Origin of the sequence: Pleomorphomonas sp. JP5 (genome assembly GCF_023721815.1) — a bacterium.
In the GTDB taxonomy this organism is placed as follows: Bacteria; Pseudomonadota; Alphaproteobacteria; order Rhizobiales; family Pleomorphomonadaceae; genus Pleomorphomonas.
In genome coordinates this window covers 219281-237879 of record NZ_JAMDLI010000001.1, presented here as the reverse complement: position 1 = coordinate 237879, position 18599 = coordinate 219281, and the positions used below count along the sequence as shown (strand labels likewise).

The 18599-nt window shown below is 61.7% G+C and carries 15 protein-coding genes; 6 read left to right on the top strand and 9 right to left on the bottom strand.

The window, feature by feature from the left end:
* Window positions 1-7: 7 nt before the first annotated feature.
* The 3 genes from M4J40_RS01105 to M4J40_RS01095 all read right to left on the bottom strand — a co-directional run bounded on the left by M4J40_RS01105 (window position 8) and on the right by M4J40_RS01095 (window position 2995).
* Complete coding sequence (locus tag M4J40_RS01105) at window positions 8-358, bottom strand: DUF3253 domain-containing protein (RefSeq protein WP_251751401.1); 351 nt, start codon at window positions 356-358, stop codon at window positions 8-10.
* On the bottom strand, window positions 355-1044 hold the full coding sequence (locus M4J40_RS01100) for a DUF599 domain-containing protein (protein WP_251751399.1): 690 nt from the start codon (window positions 1042-1044) through the stop codon (window positions 355-357). The genes M4J40_RS01105 and M4J40_RS01100 overlap by 4 nt, the downstream gene beginning before the upstream one ends.
* 61 nt (window positions 1045-1105) lie before the next feature.
* Window positions 1106-2995 (bottom strand): ABC-F family ATP-binding cassette domain-containing protein, encoded by a 1890-nt coding sequence (locus M4J40_RS01095; protein ID WP_251751398.1) that lies wholly within the window; start codon window positions 2993-2995, stop codon window positions 1106-1108.
* Between the two features lie 264 nt (window positions 2996-3259).
* Between M4J40_RS01095 and M4J40_RS01090 the strand changes: the two genes are divergently transcribed.
* The 4 genes from M4J40_RS01090 (at window position 3260) to M4J40_RS01075 (ending at window position 6889) form a co-directional block, all read left to right on the top strand.
* Window positions 3260-4849 carry a hypothetical protein gene (locus M4J40_RS01090; protein WP_251751396.1) on the top strand — a complete coding sequence of 530 codons (1590 nt, stop codon included), beginning with the start codon at window positions 3260-3262 and terminating at the stop codon, window positions 4847-4849.
* Window positions 4850-4952: 103 nt separating this feature from the next.
* Entirely contained in the window at window positions 4953-5984 is a 1032-nt protein-coding gene (locus tag M4J40_RS01085; protein WP_251751394.1) for a histone deacetylase family protein, read from the top strand.
* Window positions 5985-6065: 81 nt separating this feature from the next.
* Window positions 6066-6458, top strand: a complete 393-nt coding sequence (locus tag M4J40_RS01080) for a VOC family protein (protein ID WP_251751392.1) — start codon at window positions 6066-6068, stop codon at window positions 6456-6458.
* Between the two features lie 50 nt (window positions 6459-6508).
* On the top strand, window positions 6509-6889 hold the full coding sequence (locus tag M4J40_RS01075; protein ID WP_251751390.1) for a VOC family protein: 381 nt from the start codon (window positions 6509-6511) through the stop codon (window positions 6887-6889).
* Window positions 6890-6891: 2 nt separating this feature from the next.
* Here the strand turns inward: M4J40_RS01075 and M4J40_RS01070 are convergent, their stop codons facing one another.
* Together M4J40_RS01070 and M4J40_RS01065 are read right to left on the bottom strand one after the other, a co-directional pair.
* Window positions 6892-7554: a class I SAM-dependent methyltransferase gene (locus M4J40_RS01070; RefSeq protein WP_251751388.1), complete on the bottom strand. Its 663-nt coding sequence runs from the start codon at window positions 7552-7554 to the stop codon at window positions 6892-6894.
* Window positions 7551-8780 carry a DUF3419 family protein gene (locus tag M4J40_RS01065; RefSeq protein ID WP_251751387.1) on the bottom strand — a complete coding sequence of 410 codons (1230 nt, stop codon included), beginning with the start codon at window positions 8778-8780 and terminating at the stop codon, window positions 7551-7553. Before M4J40_RS01065 ends, M4J40_RS01070 begins: the two co-directional genes overlap by 4 nt.
* Before the next feature lie 346 nt (window positions 8781-9126).
* On the opposite strand from M4J40_RS01065, the gene aspS reads away from it, so the two are divergent.
* A complete protein-coding gene (gene aspS / locus M4J40_RS01060; protein ID WP_251751385.1) occupies window positions 9127-10908 on the top strand; it encodes an aspartate--tRNA ligase in 1782 nt (593 codons plus the stop codon).
* 81 nt (window positions 10909-10989) lie between these two features.
* On the opposite strand, the gene M4J40_RS01055 is transcribed toward aspS, so the two are convergent.
* Both M4J40_RS01055 and M4J40_RS01050 read right to left on the bottom strand, forming a co-directional pair.
* On the bottom strand, window positions 10990-13167 hold the full coding sequence (locus M4J40_RS01055; RefSeq protein ID WP_251751383.1) for a hypothetical protein: 2178 nt from the start codon (window positions 13165-13167) through the stop codon (window positions 10990-10992).
* Between the two features lie 134 nt (window positions 13168-13301).
* The gene (locus M4J40_RS01050; protein WP_251751381.1) at window positions 13302-14471 is read right to left on the bottom strand and encodes a hypothetical protein; all 1170 of its coding nucleotides are present in this window, start codon (window positions 14469-14471) and stop codon (window positions 13302-13304) included.
* A 286-nt stretch (window positions 14472-14757) separates the two neighbouring features.
* Here M4J40_RS01050 and M4J40_RS01045 point away from each other — a divergent pair, with 286 nt between their 5' ends.
* Complete coding sequence (locus tag M4J40_RS01045; RefSeq protein WP_251751379.1) at window positions 14758-16416, top strand: EAL domain-containing protein; 1659 nt, start codon at window positions 14758-14760, stop codon at window positions 16414-16416.
* 28 nt (window positions 16417-16444) lie between these two features.
* Here the strand turns inward: M4J40_RS01045 and M4J40_RS01040 are convergent, their stop codons facing one another.
* Both M4J40_RS01040 and glpK read right to left on the bottom strand, forming a co-directional pair.
* Window positions 16445-16729 (bottom strand): DUF6455 family protein, encoded by a 285-nt coding sequence (locus M4J40_RS01040; RefSeq protein ID WP_251751377.1) that lies wholly within the window; start codon window positions 16727-16729, stop codon window positions 16445-16447.
* A 310-nt stretch (window positions 16730-17039) separates the two neighbouring features.
* A complete protein-coding gene (glpK, locus tag M4J40_RS01035) occupies window positions 17040-18527 on the bottom strand; it encodes a glycerol kinase GlpK (protein ID WP_251751375.1) in 1488 nt (495 codons plus the stop codon).
* Window positions 18528-18599: the final 72 nt, after the last annotated feature.

Genomic DNA, 18599 nt, shown 5'->3' with positions numbered 1-18599 from the left:
CGGCCGTTTACGCCTCGTCATCGTCTTCAAGCAGATCATCGTCCGACTTCGGGACCTCGTAGACGGGCATAGACTCTCCTTCGGCCCGGAGACGAATGCGATAAAGCCCCCGCACTCGGTCGGGGTCGACCGGCTTGCCTTTTCTGAGGAGGATGACCTTGCCCTCCTTGGCGAGGCGCGCCGCCTCGTCCTTGATCGGCTTCATCAGCCGGCGCCATATCTTTTCGTCCTTGCCGGCAATGGCGCGGGCAACGGCGTCCGGACCGATCGGTTTGCCGGAGGGAGATTCAGAAGCCATCAGCAACAGAACATCACGGATCTGTCCTGCCTTGACGCGGTGCGGGTCGACGTCGGTCACTCGTATCTCCTCATGGCCTTCACGGCATTGGAGGTAAACTGGCGGCGGGCGAGCACCACCGCGATGAAGGTGGAACTGGCGATCAGGGGGATCGGCCCAAGGAAGCAGCCGAGATAGCCGATCGACATGAAGAAGGCACGCAGGCCACGATTGAAGTTCGTACCGGCCACAACGATGATCGAAGAGGCTCGCGCCACCGCCTTGTCCATTTCCTTGGTATCGGCCTCGGCCGGCGGCGGCAACGCGCCGAGCAAGATCGAGCCGAAGTTGAACATTCGGTAGGCCCAGCCGAACTTGAAGAAGGCGTAGGCATAGATGCCGAGCAGCCCAACCACCTTGTACTCGAAGGCCGTCCGGTCGGTGGCCGTAAGATCAGACAACGCCGAAACGACGCCAACAGCATGGTCGACCGAGTTCAGCAAGGTGAACCCGCCACCAATGGCGAGAAGCGAGGTCGACGCGAAGAAAGCCGTGCCGTTCTGAAGGCCGGCGACGATCGCCGTGTCGACCATCCGCAAGTCTCGAGTCGCGGCCTGCCGTACCCAGCCGTGACGGCCGATGTTGATGAAGTGGGTCAGCGAATGCTTGGCCCAGGGGCTGTGCTCCGTAAGCCAGGCCTGCCCGAACCACATGGCCAGGAACCAGACGAAGGCGGCGATATCGAAAGGCGTAAAAGCGATCGTCATGGCAGGCTTCCGGATTGACGGGATAGGCTTGCGATCCAGCGCAAAGCGGGCCGTGCGACGATCAGTTCTCCGCCGCCTCGGCCTCTTCGTATTCGGCCGACAAGGTCAGCCACTCTTCTTCGAACGTATCAAGGCTACGTACGGCGTCCGCCCGCTCCTTGGAGAGCTTGGCGCCTTTGGCCGGGTCGTTGGTGAACAGAACTGGATCCGCGAGGGCGGCATCGATGCGGGCGATCAGTTTCCTCGTCTTGTCCATCTCCGCCTCAATGCCCTGGATGCGCTTCCTGAGCGGGGCAAGCTGGGCCCGTCGCTCGGCGGCCAGACGACGGCGATCGGCATTGGTGACCCTCTGCTCATCGCCCTTAGCCGCCCTGTCGGCATCGCCCGGACCGGAGAGAATGAAACGTTTGTAATCGTCCATATCACCGTCGAAGGGAGTAATCGTCCCTTTGTCCACCAGCCATAGACGATCCATGGTCGCCTCGACCAGATGTCGATCATGGCTGACGAGAATGACGGCACCCTCGAAGTCATTGAGAGCCTGTATGAGGCTTTCGCGGCTGTCGATGTCGAGATGGTTGGTCGGCTCGTCGAGGATCAACAGGTTCGGCCCGTGGAAGGTGGCGAGACCGAGAAGAAGGCGTGCCTTCTCGCCGCCCGACAACTCGCGCGCCGGCGTATCCATCTTGTTGGTGTCGAGGCCCATTTGGGCGACGCGCGACCGGACGCGGGCGTCGGGCGCATCGGGCATCAGACGGCGGACATGGGCGACAGCCGACTCGTCGGGGCGCAACTCATCAAGCTGGTGCTGGGCGAAGAACGCGACCTCCAGCTTGCCGGCCTTGACGACGTTGCCGGAAAAGGGCGCCAGCCGGTCGGCCAACGCCTTGGCGAAGGTCGACTTGCCATTGCCGTTCTTGCCAAGAAGAGCGATGCGGTCGTCATCGTCGATACGCAGCGTCAGGCGCTTGAGCACCGGCTTGTCAGGATCATAGCCAAGGTCGACCTTGTCGTAGGTGACGATGGGCGGCGCCAGCTTGGCCTTCGGATTGGGAAAGCTGATCTGCTGGACGTGCTCCTCCACCACCTCGGCGATGATGTCGAGCTTCTCCAGCATCTTGATGCGCGATTGTGCCTGCGTGGCCTTGCTGGCCTTGTAGCGGAAGCGGTCGACGAAAGCCTGCAAGTGCTTGCGTCGCGCCTCGATCTTCTCGCGCGCCTTTTCCTGCAGCAGCATCTTCTCCTGCCGCTGCCGCGCAAATGACGTGTATCCGCCCTTCCACAGCGTCAGCTTGCCCTCGGACAGATGGCAGATGTGATCGACGGCACTGTCGAGAAGGTCGCGATCGTGGCTGATCAGAACGACCGTATAGGGATAGCGCTGAACGTAGTTGGTCAGCCAGAGCGTGCCTTCGAGATCGAGGTAGTTGGTCGGCTCGTCGAGCAGCAGCAGATCCGGTTCGGTGAACAACACGGCGGCCAGTGCCACGCGCATGCGCCAGCCGCCGGAAAAATCGGCGCAGGGGCGACGCTGGTCGGTGGCATCGAACCCGAGACCGGACAGGATGGTGGCAGCGCGCGCTTCGGCGGAGTGCGCCTCGATGTCTGCAAGCCGCAGCTGAATCTCGGCGATACGGTGTGGATCGGACGCCGTTTCGGCCTCGGCCATCAAAGCCGTCCGTTCGGTATCCGCGGCCAGCACGAAGTCGATCAGGGAGATGTCGGACCCCGGCGCTTCCTGGGCAACGCGACCGATGCGAGCACCGCGCTTGAGATCCACCGAGCCGCTCTCGGCCGCGAGATCGCCAGCGACGATGTTGAACAGGGTCGTCTTGCCGGTACCGTTGCGGCCGACAAGACCGACCTTGGCGCCGTCATGGATGGTGACGGAGGCGCCCTCGATGAGGGTGCGGCCGGCGATACGATAGGTGAGATCGGATATGATCAGCATGGCCCGGCGATTTCGCCCGAACTGCGAGGAAAGGCAAGACACAGCGAAGGAAAATTCGCACCCAGCGGCTAGATGCGGTCGTCCGGCGGTCAGACGGGCTCGCGGCCAAAGGCGGGAAGGAGAAGTGGTCGCAGACTTTGGCTTTGTGACGTATCGGAGCATGCTGCCATCGCTGTTAACCCGCACTTGTGGTGATCGCGCGACATCCCCACCTCGTTTCCAATCGAGCGGCGTCATCGGGGGAGCGCGATGCGGAAACCGAAGTTGAAGCTTGCAGCGGCCCTTTTGGCGACCATCGCCGTGGGAGTCGGCATCCTCGGCTACCAAACCCACCAGATAATCGGATCGGTGCCTTATCTCTTTCATCGCAACGCCGAACTCAAGGCCGACGGTTACTACATGGCCGAGTTCGAGTTCAGGATGCTCAGCATCGTCAAGAAGTTGTCCGACGGCGACTATCTCGATGCCTACTCGACCTTGCGTCGCTTGCGGCGGCAGATGGAAAGCGGCGAAGGTCTGATCAAAATGCCCGCCGATAAATCAGCCAAGGCGCGCTACGAGTTCCTTCTTGCTCGACAGGATCAGACCACCGGCGCCTTCATGGACCCGGACTATCCCTCGTTCACTTTTATCGCACCGACGCTCAATGTCATCGAAGCGCTCGACGGATTGGCCAGGGAGGTAGGAGAGCCATTGCGGCTCCGCTACCCTCTTCGCTTCCTTGACAGAATTGCCACACCGGAGGCTCTTCGCGCCTACCTCGACGCCCACCTCTACATCGGCCGTTTCTGGGCGGAGCACCTCCCTGGACCGGGAGTCTATGGGCCCGGCATTTCGGAACTGGCTTATGTCGATCTCCTCGAGACGACAGGCACCTATCACTTTACGCCCGCTTGGCACGCGGCGTTTCGTAGTTGGCTCGATGCAACGCAGGACCCGAAGTCCGGCATGTGGGGCGCCCGCATGGGGACGCCTCGCGCCTTCGAGACCAAGCGAGACGCCAACTCCACCTATCATATTCTGCACTATCTGCTGACCGACGATGGCGCCGACCGCGATCCATCGCATCCGCTACTCTACGCCAGCGAGCTGGCCAGTAGCCTGATGGGAGCGATGGCCGCGCCCATGCCGACCGGCGAGGACGAGCAACACGCATGGAGCCTCGAACAGGCACAGGCGACGCAACTCCTGACGCGCCACCTGTGGGGACACCTCGACGAGGCGGGTAGGGCAGCGGTGCGCTCGGCACTCGAAGTGGCGCTGACCGAACGATATCGCCTGCTTGACGAAGCAACCGGCGGCTTTGCCATCTACCCCGGTTCGCCCTCCGACGTTGATGGCACGACGACAGCGCTCCGCTTCATCGAGGCAACGGGCAGCCTGCCGGGAACGGCTGACCGGGTTCGCCTGTGGGGCGATATCGAAGCACCGGCTGTGGATAGCATCTCGGTCGAGTCTTCAGCTGCGATCGAGTTGCCCGACGACCCGGTCGTCAACTCGTTCCGTCTTTACGTCGGTTCGGTGCTAACGGACACCGATCGGGATCAGCCCATCGCCGTTCTGTATCCGCCCAACAAGGGGGCGGTACTCGACGTGATCGATCTCAGGCAGAGCGTTGGGCGTTTCCTGGCGAGCGCAGGCGCCAGCTTCGGGAACTGGTCGACCGCCGATAGCATCCGCGGTTCGGCGCTGCATCCTGACAGTTCGGCGCCCATAGTTCCCGTGATGACGATCGACCGTACGCTCGGTGACGCCCTAGGTGATATCGGCAAGGGCGCGTCAGACCTTCTGTTCGTCGGCTACGACGTCTTCCAGCGACCTGTCTTCGCACGTCATTGCCACATCGAGAACTGACCTTCGAAAAGCCGCGCGTTTCGCCTTGCCGTTCGCCATCGACCGGCTACTGTCGGTGCGAAACCGACGGCGGACCCGTCGGCGCATCGAAAAGCCTCACGTCATGAAAACCGTCTACTCCCCCCGTCATCGTCTCCACGCCGACAACCAGGAACTCAACGCCGGGGTCATAACGCCTGCCTTCGAGCTGCCGGCGCGCGTCGACTTCATCTTGCGGCGGATCGCGGCGGTTGGTCTTGGCGACGTGATCGAGGCAACACCCATCGACGCCGTTGCGGCGGCGTCGAAGGTTCACGATGCCGGCTACCTCCGGTTCATGGCGGATTTCTGGAAGCTATGGCTCGCCGAAGGGCGTACCGGACCGACGATGCCCTACGTCTGGCCTGCTCGCGGCCAGCGGGATATCCGCCCCGAGCACCTCAATGGTTTGATGGGCTATTATTCCTTCGATGGCGGCGCTTCCTTCGTGGAGGGAACCTGGGATGCCGTACAGTCGGCCGTCTGGTCTGCGGTTGGCGCCGCCGAGCTGATCCACGGCGGTGAGAAAGCCGCCTACGCGCTCTGCCGGCCACCTGGGCATCATGCGGGCTCGTCGACCATGGGCGGCTACTGTTTCATCAACAACGCCGCCGTCGCGGCGCAGTGGTTTCTCGATCGTGGTGCGAAGCGAGTCACCATCCTCGACGTCGACTATCACCACGGCAACGGTACGCAGGAGATTTTCTACCGGCGCGGAGACGTGCAGATGGTCAACCTCCACGCGGACACTGCAGTCGCCTACCCCTTCTTTTCCGGCCGTGCCGACGAGATCGGCGAAGGGGAGGGCGAGGGCTTCACCCTCAACCTGCCCATGCCTTTCGGGACCGACTGGGAGACGTGGGGCGCTGCCCTCGATCATGCCTGCCGGGCGATCGAGACCTTTGGCCCGGACGTCGTCGTGGTGTCGCTCGGCCTCGACACGTTCGAGGGCGACCCCATCTCCAAGTTCAAGCTGAAGCGCGAGGACTACCCCAAGATCGGCGCCCGCATCGCCGCTCTCGGAAAGCCGACGCTGTTCGTGCAGGAGGGCGGCTATGCGGTCGAGGATATCGGCTACAACGCCGTCGGCGTGCTCTCCGGCTTCGAGGGAGCGTGACGGATTGTGTCAGTAGGTACTCCTGACACGGTCTGGCATGGGGGGCGGCTATGTCTGCCATCGTCATTCACGGAGGCAAAGATGCTGGATCATATGGGTTTTCCCGCCGTCGACTACGAAAAGTCGAAGGCCTTCTACGACAAGGCTTTGGCACCACTTGGCATCGAAGTGGTGATGTCCGTATCGGCCGAGGAGACGGGCGGAGACGCCTTCGCAGGCTACGGCAGCGACGGCAAGCCTGACTTCTGGGTCGCGACGGGTCGCCCTGCTGGTGAGATCATGCATTTTCACGTCGCCTTCGCGGCAAAGGACCGGGCAACGGTCGACGCTTTCTATGCCGCGGCGATGGCTGCCGGTGGGCGTGACAACGGAGGACCGGGGCTTCGCCCTCATTACCACCCCAACTACTACGCCGCCTTTGTCCTGGACCCCGATGGCAACAACATCGAGGCGGTCTGCCACAAGCCGGAATGAGAAAAGGAGGACGGGCTGCGACGGATTGTCGCGGTTCGTCCTGAACCATCATGTTCGATCATGTCGACTGTCCGGTGACCGACATTCGCCGGTCCATTGCCTTCTATGACGCTTTGCTCGCGCCACTCGGTGTTTCCCGGCTGATCACGAGAGTCGCTCCCGGTTCGGGCGGTGCGTCGAATGCAGGCTACGGCCGGGATGGTCACGCCGGATTCTGGCTTTCGAATGCCAGTCGCAGGGGACGGCTTCACGTCGGCTTTTCGGCCACGACGCGTGATGCCGTGGCAGCCTTCCATGCCGCAGGTTTGGCGGCGGGTGGCGAGGACAACGGTGGGCCGGGCTTGAGGCCGTATGCGGCCAACTATTTCGCCGCCTACATTATCGACCCAGACGGCCACAACATTGAGGCCGTGTGCCGCGCGGTAGGTTGACGTCAGAGGATGCTGCCAAGCTGCGCATAGCCGCGCGCCGGTCGTTCGAAATGGAGTGTCCGGCCGCTCATTTGCGCCAGTCGGGCCATTTCCGTCTCCAGAGCGACGCGCGGCGCGACGTGAAAGAGAGACAGCCAACCGTGCAGGAGGCTGCGGATCGGAGCCCCCAACCCTTCGCAGAAGCCGAAATCGACGACCGAAAGACGGCCGCCATCCTTGACCAGAGAGAGACCGTGAGCCAACGCCGCCGTCCAATCGGGGATCATCGACAGCGTGTATGAGAAATAGACACGGTCGAAGCTCGCTACGCCGAAGGTCGCCTCCGGATCGAAAAAACAAGCATCGCCCTCGGCCAATCGAATGTCGAGACCTGACCTTTCGACATTGCGATGGGCGGTCTTCAACATTTCGCCGGAGATGTCGAAGCCATGGAGAAGCGCGTCCGGATGGCGGCGACCGACCGCCACCAGGTTGCGACCGGTGCCACACCCCATTTCCAGCACACTCCCGCCCGGAGGAACCTCAAGCGCCCCGATCATGCGATCTCGGCCGAGAAGGTAGGGCTTGCGCGTCAGGTCGTAGATGTGCCGGGTCAGCCGGTACATGCGGTCCATCGCCGCCTTCTGGCCGGCCGAGGGCGGAGACGCAGAGGTGGGCGCGCTCACGCGGTATCTCTCAGATAGAGGTGGAACCCTCCGTAGATCGACGAGCGATCGCGGGCGACATATTCGGGCACGGTCGAGGGATCGTAAGACCAGCGCGAGCGTATTTTGGCGGGCAGGACCGTCTCAAGCGGGCTGTCGAGCCCGGCGGTACGGAAAATGACGCGAGCCCCCGGGCGAGCCGTGCGGCTGATCTCGGTCCACAGGGCGACCATCTGCGCCGGCGTCATCCAGTCCTGAGCGTCAAGCAACACATAGCCGTCGAGGCACTCGTCGGGCATGGTCGCAAGACGGTCGGTCATCGAGGCCTGCACGGCGGTCACGCGGTCGGCGTTGGCGCGGATGGCGTCGTAAGCCCCACGAGTGAGGTAGGCGGGCACGGCGCGGCGACTCTCGCGGTCATAACGGCGGCCGAAGGCCTGCCAGGCGAAATAGTTGTCCTCAAGCGGGAAGTCGCAGGCCAAGCGCGACAGGCGCTTCCGCAACAAACCGGCGAGGTCGCCACCGGCGTCGGCCGAAAGATAGGCGAACTGGGCCGGCGGGATGCCAAGGCCATAGAGTGACACCGGCATGCGACACAGCCAGCGAATGAGCCGGGAGTCGAAGACCGGGGCAAGATTCTCCTCAAACAGGCGACGCTGTTCGTCGAGGCCTTGCGCGGTCAGCATGAGCCGCGGGTTCTTGCCATAGGCGCGGGCGAGCAGGTGCATGACGCCAATGAACCGCCCCAGCAAGCCGTAGCGGTAGATGTTCCGGGTGAAGATCGATATCTGCCGACGGCCCGTCAAGCCGCGCTTTTCCCAATAGGCACGCGCATCGTCCGGGAGATGGTCGCGCAGGAAGCGATCGTAACGGTCGGTATTTTCTCGCTCGTCGGCGTGACCGAAGAAGCGGAAGAAGCTCTCGTGGTTCGGCAGGCGGCAGGCAGCGGCCAGCTTCAGCTTGAGCAGCGCGATATGGGCTGGATTGAGATCGACGGCGATGATCTCCGCCGGCGAAGCCGTCAGATAGTTCATGACGTTGCAGCCGCCGGAGGCAATGGTGATGATGCGCTTGTCCGGTCCGAGTTCGAGCGCCGTCATGTCAACGGCCGGATCTTCCCATATCTGCGGATAGACAAGACCGGAGAACGCCAGGGTGAACAGGCGTTCGAGAATGCCTTCCCGGCTGGTCAGCTTGTTGGCATGCACCGCGTTGGCCAAAAGGTCCTTGGTCTTTTGCTTGCTCATGGAAAAATCCCTGTCAGCCGGCGGGGTACCCCTTGCGAGTCGCCTGTGCGGCCTGCCGTCTGAGCGAAGGCTTTTCTCACAATCGAATGACACTATTCCGACGAAGTCGGCAAAGCGCCGAGCGGTTGCCCAGCAAAACGCCCGCAACGGAGTTTCTCTTCACGCCCATCGGGCCGGTTTCCGGCTCCGGTCGGGAGGCCTGACGAACAGGTGAAGCGTGCAAGAGGCTGTCAGAATTCTTGACAAATCCGCCCCGCCGTGCGCTTGTCGCGCCCACAGATCCGGCCTCCCCAAGGTGGGAATCCGGAGCCGTTCCCAACGGATTCAAAGAGACAGGACGATAACCATGCACGCCTATCGCACCCACACCTGCGGCCAGCTTCGAGCCAGCGACGTCGGGCAGAATGTGCGGCTGTCCGGCTGGGTGCATCGCGTGCGAGATCACGGCGGTCTGCTGTTCATCGACCTGCGCGACCACTACGGCATGACGCAGGTCGTGGTCGATCCCGACAGCGGATCGTTCAAGCTGGCGGAGACGCTGCGCGCCGAGTGGGTCATCCGCGTCGACTGCCTTGTTCGCGCCCGTACGCCCGAAACAGTCAACGCCAACCTTCCCACTGGTGAAATCGAGGTCTTTGCCAACGAGATCGTCGTTCTCGGCCAGGCCAAGGACCTGCCGCTGCCTGTGTTCGGCGAGCCGGACTATCCGGAAGACGTGCGCCTCAAGTACCGCTTCCTGGACCTTCGTCGCGAAACACTGCATGGCAACATCGTCAAGCGGACGAAGATCATCCGCTCGATGCGCCGCCGCATGGAGGACGCCGGGTTCACCGAGTATTCGACGCCGATCCTGACTGCCTCCTCGCCAGAAGGCGCGCGCGACTTCCTGGTGCCGAGCCGTATCCACGCCGGCAAGTTCTATGCCCTGCCGCAGGCGCCGCAGCAGTACAAGCAGCTGCTGATGGTCGCCGGTTTCGACCGCTATTTCCAGATCGCGCCCTGCTTCCGCGACGAGGATCCGCGCGCCGACCGCCTGCCGGGCGAGTTCTACCAGCTCGACCTGGAAATGAGCTTCGTAACGCAGGACGACGTGTTCAACACGATGGAGCCGGTGATCCGGGGCGTGTTCGAGGAGTTCGCCGAAGGCAAGCCGGTTTCCCAGCAGTTCCGTCGCATCAAGTATGACGATGCCATTCGCCTCTATGGCTCTGACAAGCCGGACCTTCGCAACCCGATCGAGATGCAGGCGGTGACCGAGCATTTCGCCGGCTCGGGCTTCAAGGTGTTCGCGCGCATGATCGAGGCCGATCCCAAGACGGAAGTATGGGCCATCCCGGCCAAGACCGGCGGCAGCCGCGCCTTCTGCGACCGCATGAACTCCTGGGCGCAAGGACAGGGCCAGCCCGGCCTTGGCTACATCTTCTGGCGATCGGAAAACGGCGCTCTCGAGGGTGCCGGCCCGCTGGCCAAGAACATCGGACCGGAGCGGACGGAAGCCGTTCGCGTGCAGCTCGGTCTTGGCGAGGGCGACGCCGTGTTCTTTGTGGCCGGCGATCCCCAGAAGTTCTACAAGTTCGCCGGTGAAGCCCGCACTCGCGTCGGCTCCGATCTCAACCTTGTCGATACCGAGCGGTTCGAACTCTGCTGGATTGTCGATTTCCCCTTCTACGAGTGGAACGACGACGAGAAGAAGCTCGACTTCGCCCATAACCCCTTCTCGATGCCGCAGGGTGGCCTGGAGGCACTGAACAATCAGGATCCCCTGACGATCAAGGCCTTCCAGTATGACATGGTCTGCAACGGCTACGAGATGGCCTCCGGCTCGATCCGTAACCAGTCGCCCGAGACCATGGTGAAGGCCTTCGAACTGGTCGGCACCTCGAAGGCCGAAGTCGAGGAGCGTTTCGGCGGCATGTATCGCGCGTTCCAATATGGCGCCCCTCCGCATGGTGGCATGGCGGCCGGCGTCGATCGGGTGGTGATGTTGCTGTGCGGTGCGCAGAACTTGCGCGAAATCACGCTGTTCCCGATGAACCAGCGCGCCGAGGACCCGCTGATGGGAGCGCCGTCGGAAGCCTCGACCAAGCAGCTGCGTGAACTGCATCTCAAGCTGAACCTGCCGAACTGATCGGCTGTATCTCAAAGGAGAAGGCCGGGGAGGCGACTCCCCGGCCTTTTGTCTGCGTGGATCTTTGCAGCCAGTCAGGTATCACTCGTTGGCGGTCACCCCGACATTCAGCACCCGAATGAGGTCATTCGGCTTATCGGTATTGACCTTCTCCAACTGATCGAAGGCGACCGGCGTTTCAGGCGCCACACTCAGGGTGATCGACTTCGGATCCCGAATGAAATCCGAGATCGGCTTCTCAAACCTCGCCTGCAGCTTGGGATCCTCAAGGAAGTTGAGCAAGAGCGGCAGGGCGCCGGCGGTGTTCTCACGGAACTTGTCGCCATCCTGGTCCAGTTTCTTCGCTTGCGCCTCGAAGGCCTTCTCGACGATGCCGGCATTGCCGTAGGTGACCGAAGCGGACACAAGCGCTGCCTTCTTGATGCGAGACTCGATCTCGGAAGGCCTGTCCACAAGAGACAGGGGCAGGCCGTTCAGATGGAAGTCACTGGAGATGACCCCCATATCGGCAGCCTTGAGGGTCAAGTCCTCAAGATGCAGGTCGCCCTTGTCGGCATCCCAGGACAACGTCAAACCGCCAGATATATCGAGGGTTTCGTAACCCATGCTGGTCAGCTCGGAAACGACTGTCTCGTCGGACAGCAGTGCCACAGGCAAGGACAGCGAGGTAAACGTGGCATCACTGCGTTGGGGCAGGGTGCCAATATAGTTCCCGCTTGTCAGAGCAAGCGAGTCGAGCCCCACGGAGCCGAACGGCGACTCGACCGACAGTGCGCTAAGCTCGGCGAAGCCGACGGATGTGCCGCCATTGACGATGGCGTCACGCATCGCCTCTCCGGACGGCTGGACGCCCTCGGACGCACTCTGTCCCAGCTTGAGAAGAGCGGAAAGCGAGCCAAATCGGATATCCTGGAAGGTCAGAAGAGAAATGCCAAGCTTCGAGGAGGTCTCCTTGGCCGTGGCGCTGATGTCGCGCAACGTGAACGCGCCGATGCCGTTGCCACTGATGTCGTTGCCGTCAAAACTGTTGATCGCAACATCCACGCTGTCGTCGCTGGTCTTGACTTCAAGCTTGCTGGCCCGGACGAAATCCACGCCCATCAGCTGCGTATAGTTTGGCAGGATAGTAGAGATAAACCGGATTGGATCGGCCTCAACCTGCTTGATATCATCGAGCGCTTCAAAGATCTGCTTTATCACCGGTTGGCTGGTCTGGCGGAGGTAAACATTGTTTGCCTCGATGTTGCCGATGCTCGCAGTCGCATTCTCGAACGTCAGGACAAGATTGTTGACGCCATACTGCGAGTAAACAACACGCTCCTTGCCATCACCGATTCCATCGACGTACCTGGACGGGTCGAGCGCTTCAAGCGCCTTGCCAAAGTCCGCGCCGATAACATAGGTGCTGTCGATGGTCATCGACTTGAAGGGCGACGCGTCATCTTTCGGCTTTTGTTCGGCCGAGTTGAGGCCGGCCCTTTCGACACGACCATCGTGCATTCCCGACAGGTATGACAACGAGTACGTCGAAATGGAGTCGCCTTCCTTCATTCCGCTCGTCTCGATCCTGACGCTGTTCATCTCGGCCCAGTCGGCCCGGATTCCCATCATCCAGTCAGCATAGCGGAACATATTCTCGTAGATCGGACGTCCAGACGGCAAACTCTCCGGCGGCAGCGGGAAAACAAACCTTTCAATAAGACAAGACTCGGCGGACACCGAATAATCCACCACCGGAGGCGGCGTCTTCTCTTCACCGGCATTGGCTTCGGGCACGGACGCTTCATCACCCGTCTGGTCGGTGTCGCGGCTTTCTTGCATTTTCTTGACGGGCTTCTGTTTCGGGGCCGGCGACACATCGGCCTTCCCGGTTTCCCCGCCTGTGCCCGACTCCAGCCCGACCAGGCCCGGAAACCACTTGCCGACGTCAAAGTGGAGATCGACTTTATAGTTCGTGGCTCGAACGGCGTGGGCAGCGAAAGCCTCACCCGGGGTGAGGCGAGGATCTTCAACAGACAACTCGTCGAAATGAACGGCAATCAGATCATCATCGATGTCGCCGATGTTCACGTCAGACAACGTTACGGTCTGAGTCGCGGGATCGAAGCTGCTTTTGCCAACGGATACCGGGATCCCGAAAGACGCAGAGGCAAGCCATTGCCGTACAAGGGCTTCCCTGGACGTCTCTGCATGGACAAACGAGGGGCAGGCAAAGGCGGCAAGCGCCAAAGCCGCACCAAGCGAAGCGCTGGTTCTCATTGACGATCCTCCCGGATGCGCAATATCTGGGGCCGGCTGGCCGGCCTGTCTTTTGCTAGCGACAAGGACAAGTAGCCCTGCCGACGCAGGCCTTGAATAGGGTTGTCAGGCCCGCAGGACGGGCCGGTCCCCTATCAGTTCACGTCGGCGCCATCACCCGTCTCGTCGTCTTCGGCTTCCGGCTGATTGGCGATCACATCGGCCTTGAGAACGTCAGGCAGCGTCTGCGGAGCGGTCTGCGAGGTGGACAGGAGCTCCATCAGCGCAATCGGCGTTGCCGGCTTGGCTGTGATCGTCAGGTTCTTGGGGTCCTTCAGGAAGGTGGTCACGCCCTGGGCCAGCTTGTCCTGGAAAGGCTGATTGCCAATCGACGACAGGAGCAGGGGCAGGGCACCAGTGATCTGCCCCACGAAAGCAGCCGGCTCCTGTCCCATCTGCTTGGCCTGCTCGGCAATGATCCGACCGGCAAGAGACGCATCGCCATAGTAGACCGAAGCCTGCTTCAGCGTGACCTTGCCGAAAACGCTCTGTGGCGGGTTGGGCTGCTTGAGATCCTTGATGACATCGGCAGTAAGGCCACCGAAGGTTCCGGCCAGCGTTACCGTGCCAAGGTCGGTTCCATCGATGGTGATCTCGTTCAGGACGAGGTCGCCAGTCGCTTCGTCGAGCGAACCGGAGCCGTAGAATCCCAAGGTCAGCTTGTCGTATCCCATGGCCTTCAGCTGAGCGCCCATTTGCCCGCCCTCGTCCATGGCCATCGGATCGACGTCGATCCCCTCGACAGAAATGTCGATGGCATGCGGCACATCGGAGGCAAAGTCGGAGAGATCGACGTTGGCGCTGTCGATCATGACGGGCGCCTTGCCGTCCTGGGCGATCGAAATCCCCATGATGGAGACAGCATCCACCCGGTTGCCTTCCTCCTTGCCGGTAAAGACGGGAGCGGTGAGCTCAAGAGAGGAGGCGGTGAACTTGTCGCCCTTGTCGGTACCGCTGACGTTCTCGGCCAACAGGGAATCAGCGCTGAGCGTATCGCCTTCAACGGTCGGGTTGGCAAAGGTCAGTACTTCAATCTTGGTCTCCCCACCATCGGAAGACTTGATCGAGACGTTGTTGTAGACGACCCCGGCATCCGACTGGGTCGGCTCTCCCAGCGCGAAGGTCGCTCCCTTGTCTTCCGACAGGAGTTTGGTCAGGGCCGCGGTCACCTGCTCGGGCGTCGCCGCCGAAAAGGCGGGCCCTGCGAGGCCTGCGGTCAATGCAACGACAGCCACGGTAAGGGACCAGCGACTGGAAATCGTCATTTCATACTCCCAATAAGTCTTTATCGGAAAAGAGAGATAAGGCACGCTTTTCGAGACTGGCATTGTGGCTAAATGACGGTCGACGCACAAGCCATGCCTCCGACCAATTTTGGCGACCACGCCGGTGAACTCATTCTCTCCAAAGAAAAGGAGGGCCCGATCGGTTTGGGAAACCATTTCTTCATCCGACCCAAACAAGATGAATTATTGAAACGGCGTTCTCTGTTTCCACGCGCAAGAATGTGGGGTCGCCGCGCGGCTGGGCTAAAGACCGAATGGATGCGATGTGAAGTTCAGGTGGTTGAAATGGCTCAGGCTTCTTGCTGTATCGGCGGTCGTCACGACCGTTCCGATTGCCGCCGCGGACTACGTTCTTTCCCAGCACGCCCTTTCGGTCGGACAGACCGAAGCCGATTCCATGGCCGCGCGCTATCTGGTGCGCGCTGAGACGACCGTTGCCGAAGCGCTCAGAGTCCTTGCCGATCTCAGGAGCAGCGGGCACATCACCTGCGGCCTTGCCGATCGCACCATGTTCGGAATGACCGCCTTCAACTCCGACTTTATCGTGCAGATCGGCTTGACCGACGAGGCTGGTACGCTGATATGCGGAGAACCGATGGGCGCACTCGCCGCTCCTGCCCGGCTACCGGTGGCAGAGAAGGGCGACCCCTCGGTCATGTTGTCAGTGTTGAGCGATGGCAAGGACAGACGGCAAGCCGTGGTGACCTTGCGTGTGGACGACCGGCTGCGTCTGGTGGCTCGTCTCGCGACGCGATCGCTCGATATCGAAGCCGGCGCCAGCTATTTCGAGGACGCCAGCGTTACGACTGTCTATCTCGACGACGGTTCGGAGTGGAGCAGGTTTTCCGGCAAGTGGACGGAGAGTGACCAGTCGGCGGCGCTGGTGTCGACGATTTCTTCGGAACGCTACCCGATCAAGGTCCGGGTCGCGGTGGACGAGACCGCAGCCCAGAAATCGATCGCCGGTCTCCGGGCCATCACCATCATCCTGTCGACGCTCGCCGGCCTCGGCGTGTTCATCATCGTGACCTGGTCGATGTGGCGCCAATCCGACGGCGACAGCTTCTCCCGCGCCGTCGACAATCACGAGTTCATTCCCTACTACCAGCCGGTCTTCGATCTGATGACAGGCGAGATCCGCGGTTGCGAGGTGCTCGTCCGCTGGCTGCGTCCCGACGGAACGATGGTGGCACCAGGCCAGTTCCTGCCCTATGCCGAAGCGACCGGAGCCATTCGCGACATAACCCGCCAGCTCATGACCCAGACGGTGGTCGACGTCGCCGACATCTACGACAAGAATCCCGGCCTCAAGCTGGCGATCAACCTCACGGCCATGCACTTCAACGACCTTGAGATCATGGACGACATCAAGAGGATCTACGGCAACTCGAAGATTCGCTACGAACAGCTCTGCTTCGAGGTCACCGAACAGCACCCGCTCAAGGACTTGGCATTGTCGCGCGCCATCATCGGCCGAATCCAGGCGCTTGGCGCCTCGGTGGCGCTCGACGACGTTGGCACCGGGCATGGTGGCCTAGCCTACCTTCAAAAGCTGGGTGTCGATATCATCAAGATCGACAAGATGTTCATCGATCACATTGGAACCGACCACTCGTCCCAGACGATCGTCGACACCCTTGTCGAACTCGGCCATCAGCTCGGACTCGGGATCGTTGCCGAGGGCGTCGAACGCCCCGACCAGGTCGAACATCTGAAATCGATCGGCGTGGTCCAGGCGCAAGGCTACATCTACTCGCCGCCAATCCCGGTGAAGGCCTTCCGCGAGTTTGCTCTGAAATCGCTCGAACGCTCCAAGTCCGGCCTCGGCGCTCGCACCGACAAGCCAGTCGAAGTGTCCGACAGCTTCGCCTCGCTGACCGTTTCGGTCGACGATGAGGATGGAGACGAAGCTAGCGCCGCCTGATTCCGACAGACTGCTTTTGCAAGACCGCTCAGAAGGACGAGCTGGCGGCGTCGTTGCTTATCTCTTCGAAGAGATCGGCATTCCGGCAGAACTTGGGTGGATGCACGGCGCCGCGAATTGCCGTGATGTCCAGCCACACCTTGCAGGCTTCGAGTTCGGTGCACTCGTGGCATCGATCGGCGGCCAGCTTGCGCTCGATGCCTTGCAAGAACTGGTCGGAATCAAGCGTCACCGCCATCCGGCGCATGAGTTCCGGCTCCCGATCGCAGTCGCAACCGTCACCGCCCGTCTTGGAGGACGATTTGTCGATCATTCTAACCTCCACGTTCACGCTATCCGATGCATCATGATTAGCCCCAAGGCTAGTTCTGGCGATGACATGGATCAAAACTACGTGGATGTGATTGCCCTGGCGCGATCCAGCCAAGTCGAACTCTCACCGAAATGGTCTCAACCCGAAAGAAAGAACGCTCTCTCCGTTCGTGTTGACACTCAATCCCATCTTTGACTCCGCGAAAATACTATAAGGAATTGAGCAAGATTTAGGCAGAGAGCGGCAAGCACCAGGCGCCATCACAATCCGACCCGCCGCGTCTTTCCGGAACGGGCGGGTCGGAACACCGTCAGGTCGTCAAGGTTCGCCTCACGGCGTCCGCCCATCCGGCAAGTTTTTTCTTCCGCGTGGCATCGTCCATCTGCGGAGTGAAGCGTCGGTTGCGTTTCCAGCTTGTCGAGAAGCCTTGCATGTCCGGCCAGACCCCCGCCTTGTGTCCGGCCAGCCATGCTGCGCCAAGAGCGGTCGTTTCCAGGACCAGCGGCCTGTCGACCGGCGCGTTCAGCAGATCGGCCAGGCGCTGCATGGTCCAGTCGCTCGCCACCATCCCCCCATCAACGCGAAGCACGGTCTCCGACGTCCCCGTCCAGTCGCGGCGCATTGCTTCAAGCAAGTCGTGCGTTTGATAGCAGACCGCCTCCAGCGCCGCGCGGGCAAACTCGGCCGGACCAGTGTTGCGCGTCATGCCATAAAGAGCACCGCGCGCCTCGGCGTCCCACCAGGGAGCCCCGAGTCCGGTGAAGGCCGGCACCAGATAAACGTTCTGACTGGGATCGGCGTGGTCAGCCAAGGCCCCAGCCTGGTCCGACCGCTCGAAGAAGCGGAGCCCATCACGAAGCCACTGTACAGTGGCGCCGGCCATGAAGATCGAACCTTCCAAGGCATAGGTGACCTGCCCATCGAGGCGATAGGCAATGGTCGAGAGGAGCCGGTTGGAAGACCTGACGATTTCGCTGCCCGTGTTGAGCAAAGCAAAACAACCGGTGCCGTAGGTCGACTTCAACATGCCCGGCGAAAAGCAAGACTGACCGACCGTAGCGGCATGCTGATCACCGGCAATGCCTCGAATGGGGATGGCGACGCCAAAAAGATCGGGATCGGTTTCGCCGAAGTCGGCGGCGCTGTCACGCACGTCGGGCAAGACAGCACGCGGCACACCGAAGAGGCGCAGGAGATCGTCGTCCCAGTCGCCGGCGGCAATATCGTAGAGGAGGGTGCGGGATGCATTGGTGGCGTCCGTCGCATGAACCCGACCACCGGTCAGCCGCCAGAGCAGGAAGGTGTCGACGGTGCCGAACGCCAACCGCCCGGCCTCGGCCGCCGCTCGGGCGCCCTCGACGTTGTCAAGCAACCATGCAATCTTGGTGCCGGAGAAATAGGGGTCGAGCAACAGGCCGGTCTTCTCACGTACCATGTCCTCGGCACCATCACCCCTCAAAGCGGCGCACCGATCCGATGTACGGCGATCCTGCCAGACGATGGCGCGATGGATCGGTTTGCCGGTGTCGCGATCCCAGATCAGCGTTGTCTCACGCTGGTTGGTGATGCCAATGGCCGCGATGTCCTGCGGCGAAACGGCCGCCCGGGCGAGGGCATACTGCATGGTCTCAAGCGTGGTATGCCAGATATCCTCCGGCTCATGCTCCACCCAGCCCGAGTCCGGAAAATGCTGCGGGAACTCCTGCTTTCCCACGCCTTTGACACAGTATTCCTCGTCGAAGACGATGGCCCGCGTCGACGTGGTGCCCTGATCGATCGCGAGTACAAATGCGGCCATGGTCGGTCTCCTCCCGTCCCTTGGTTTGCTTGAGTTGTAGATGCTTACCGAGGCGGTGCAAGCGCCGCCCCG

What these genes read in the sequence shown, in the direction of transcription:
- M4J40_RS01040 (WP_251751377.1), bottom strand. Translation starts at nt 16,729, where the DNA reads ATGATCGACAAATCGTCCTCCAAGACGGGCGGTGACGGTTGCGACTGC.
- M4J40_RS01050 (WP_251751381.1), bottom strand. Translation starts at nt 14,471, where the DNA reads ATGACGATTTCCAGTCGCTGGTCCCTTACCGTGGCTGTCGTTGCATTG.
- aspS (WP_251751385.1), top strand. Translation starts at nt 9,127, where the DNA reads ATGCACGCCTATCGCACCCACACCTGCGGCCAGCTTCGAGCCAGCGAC.
- glpK (WP_251751375.1), bottom strand. Translation starts at nt 18,527, where the DNA reads ATGGCCGCATTTGTACTCGCGATCGATCAGGGCACCACGTCGACGCGG.
- M4J40_RS01075 (WP_251751390.1), top strand. Translation starts at nt 6,509, where the DNA reads ATGTTCGATCATGTCGACTGTCCGGTGACCGACATTCGCCGGTCCATT.
- M4J40_RS01080 (WP_251751392.1), top strand. Translation starts at nt 6,066, where the DNA reads ATGCTGGATCATATGGGTTTTCCCGCCGTCGACTACGAAAAGTCGAAG.
- M4J40_RS01095 (WP_251751398.1), bottom strand. Translation starts at nt 2,995, where the DNA reads ATGCTGATCATATCCGATCTCACCTATCGTATCGCCGGCCGCACCCTC.
- M4J40_RS01085 (WP_251751394.1), top strand. Translation starts at nt 4,953, where the DNA reads ATGAAAACCGTCTACTCCCCCCGTCATCGTCTCCACGCCGACAACCAG.
- M4J40_RS01065 (WP_251751387.1), bottom strand. Translation starts at nt 8,780, where the DNA reads ATGAGCAAGCAAAAGACCAAGGACCTTTTGGCCAACGCGGTGCATGCC.
- M4J40_RS01100 (WP_251751399.1), bottom strand. Translation starts at nt 1,044, where the DNA reads ATGACGATCGCTTTTACGCCTTTCGATATCGCCGCCTTCGTCTGGTTC.
- M4J40_RS01055 (WP_251751383.1), bottom strand. Translation starts at nt 13,167, where the DNA reads ATGAGAACCAGCGCTTCGCTTGGTGCGGCTTTGGCGCTTGCCGCCTTT.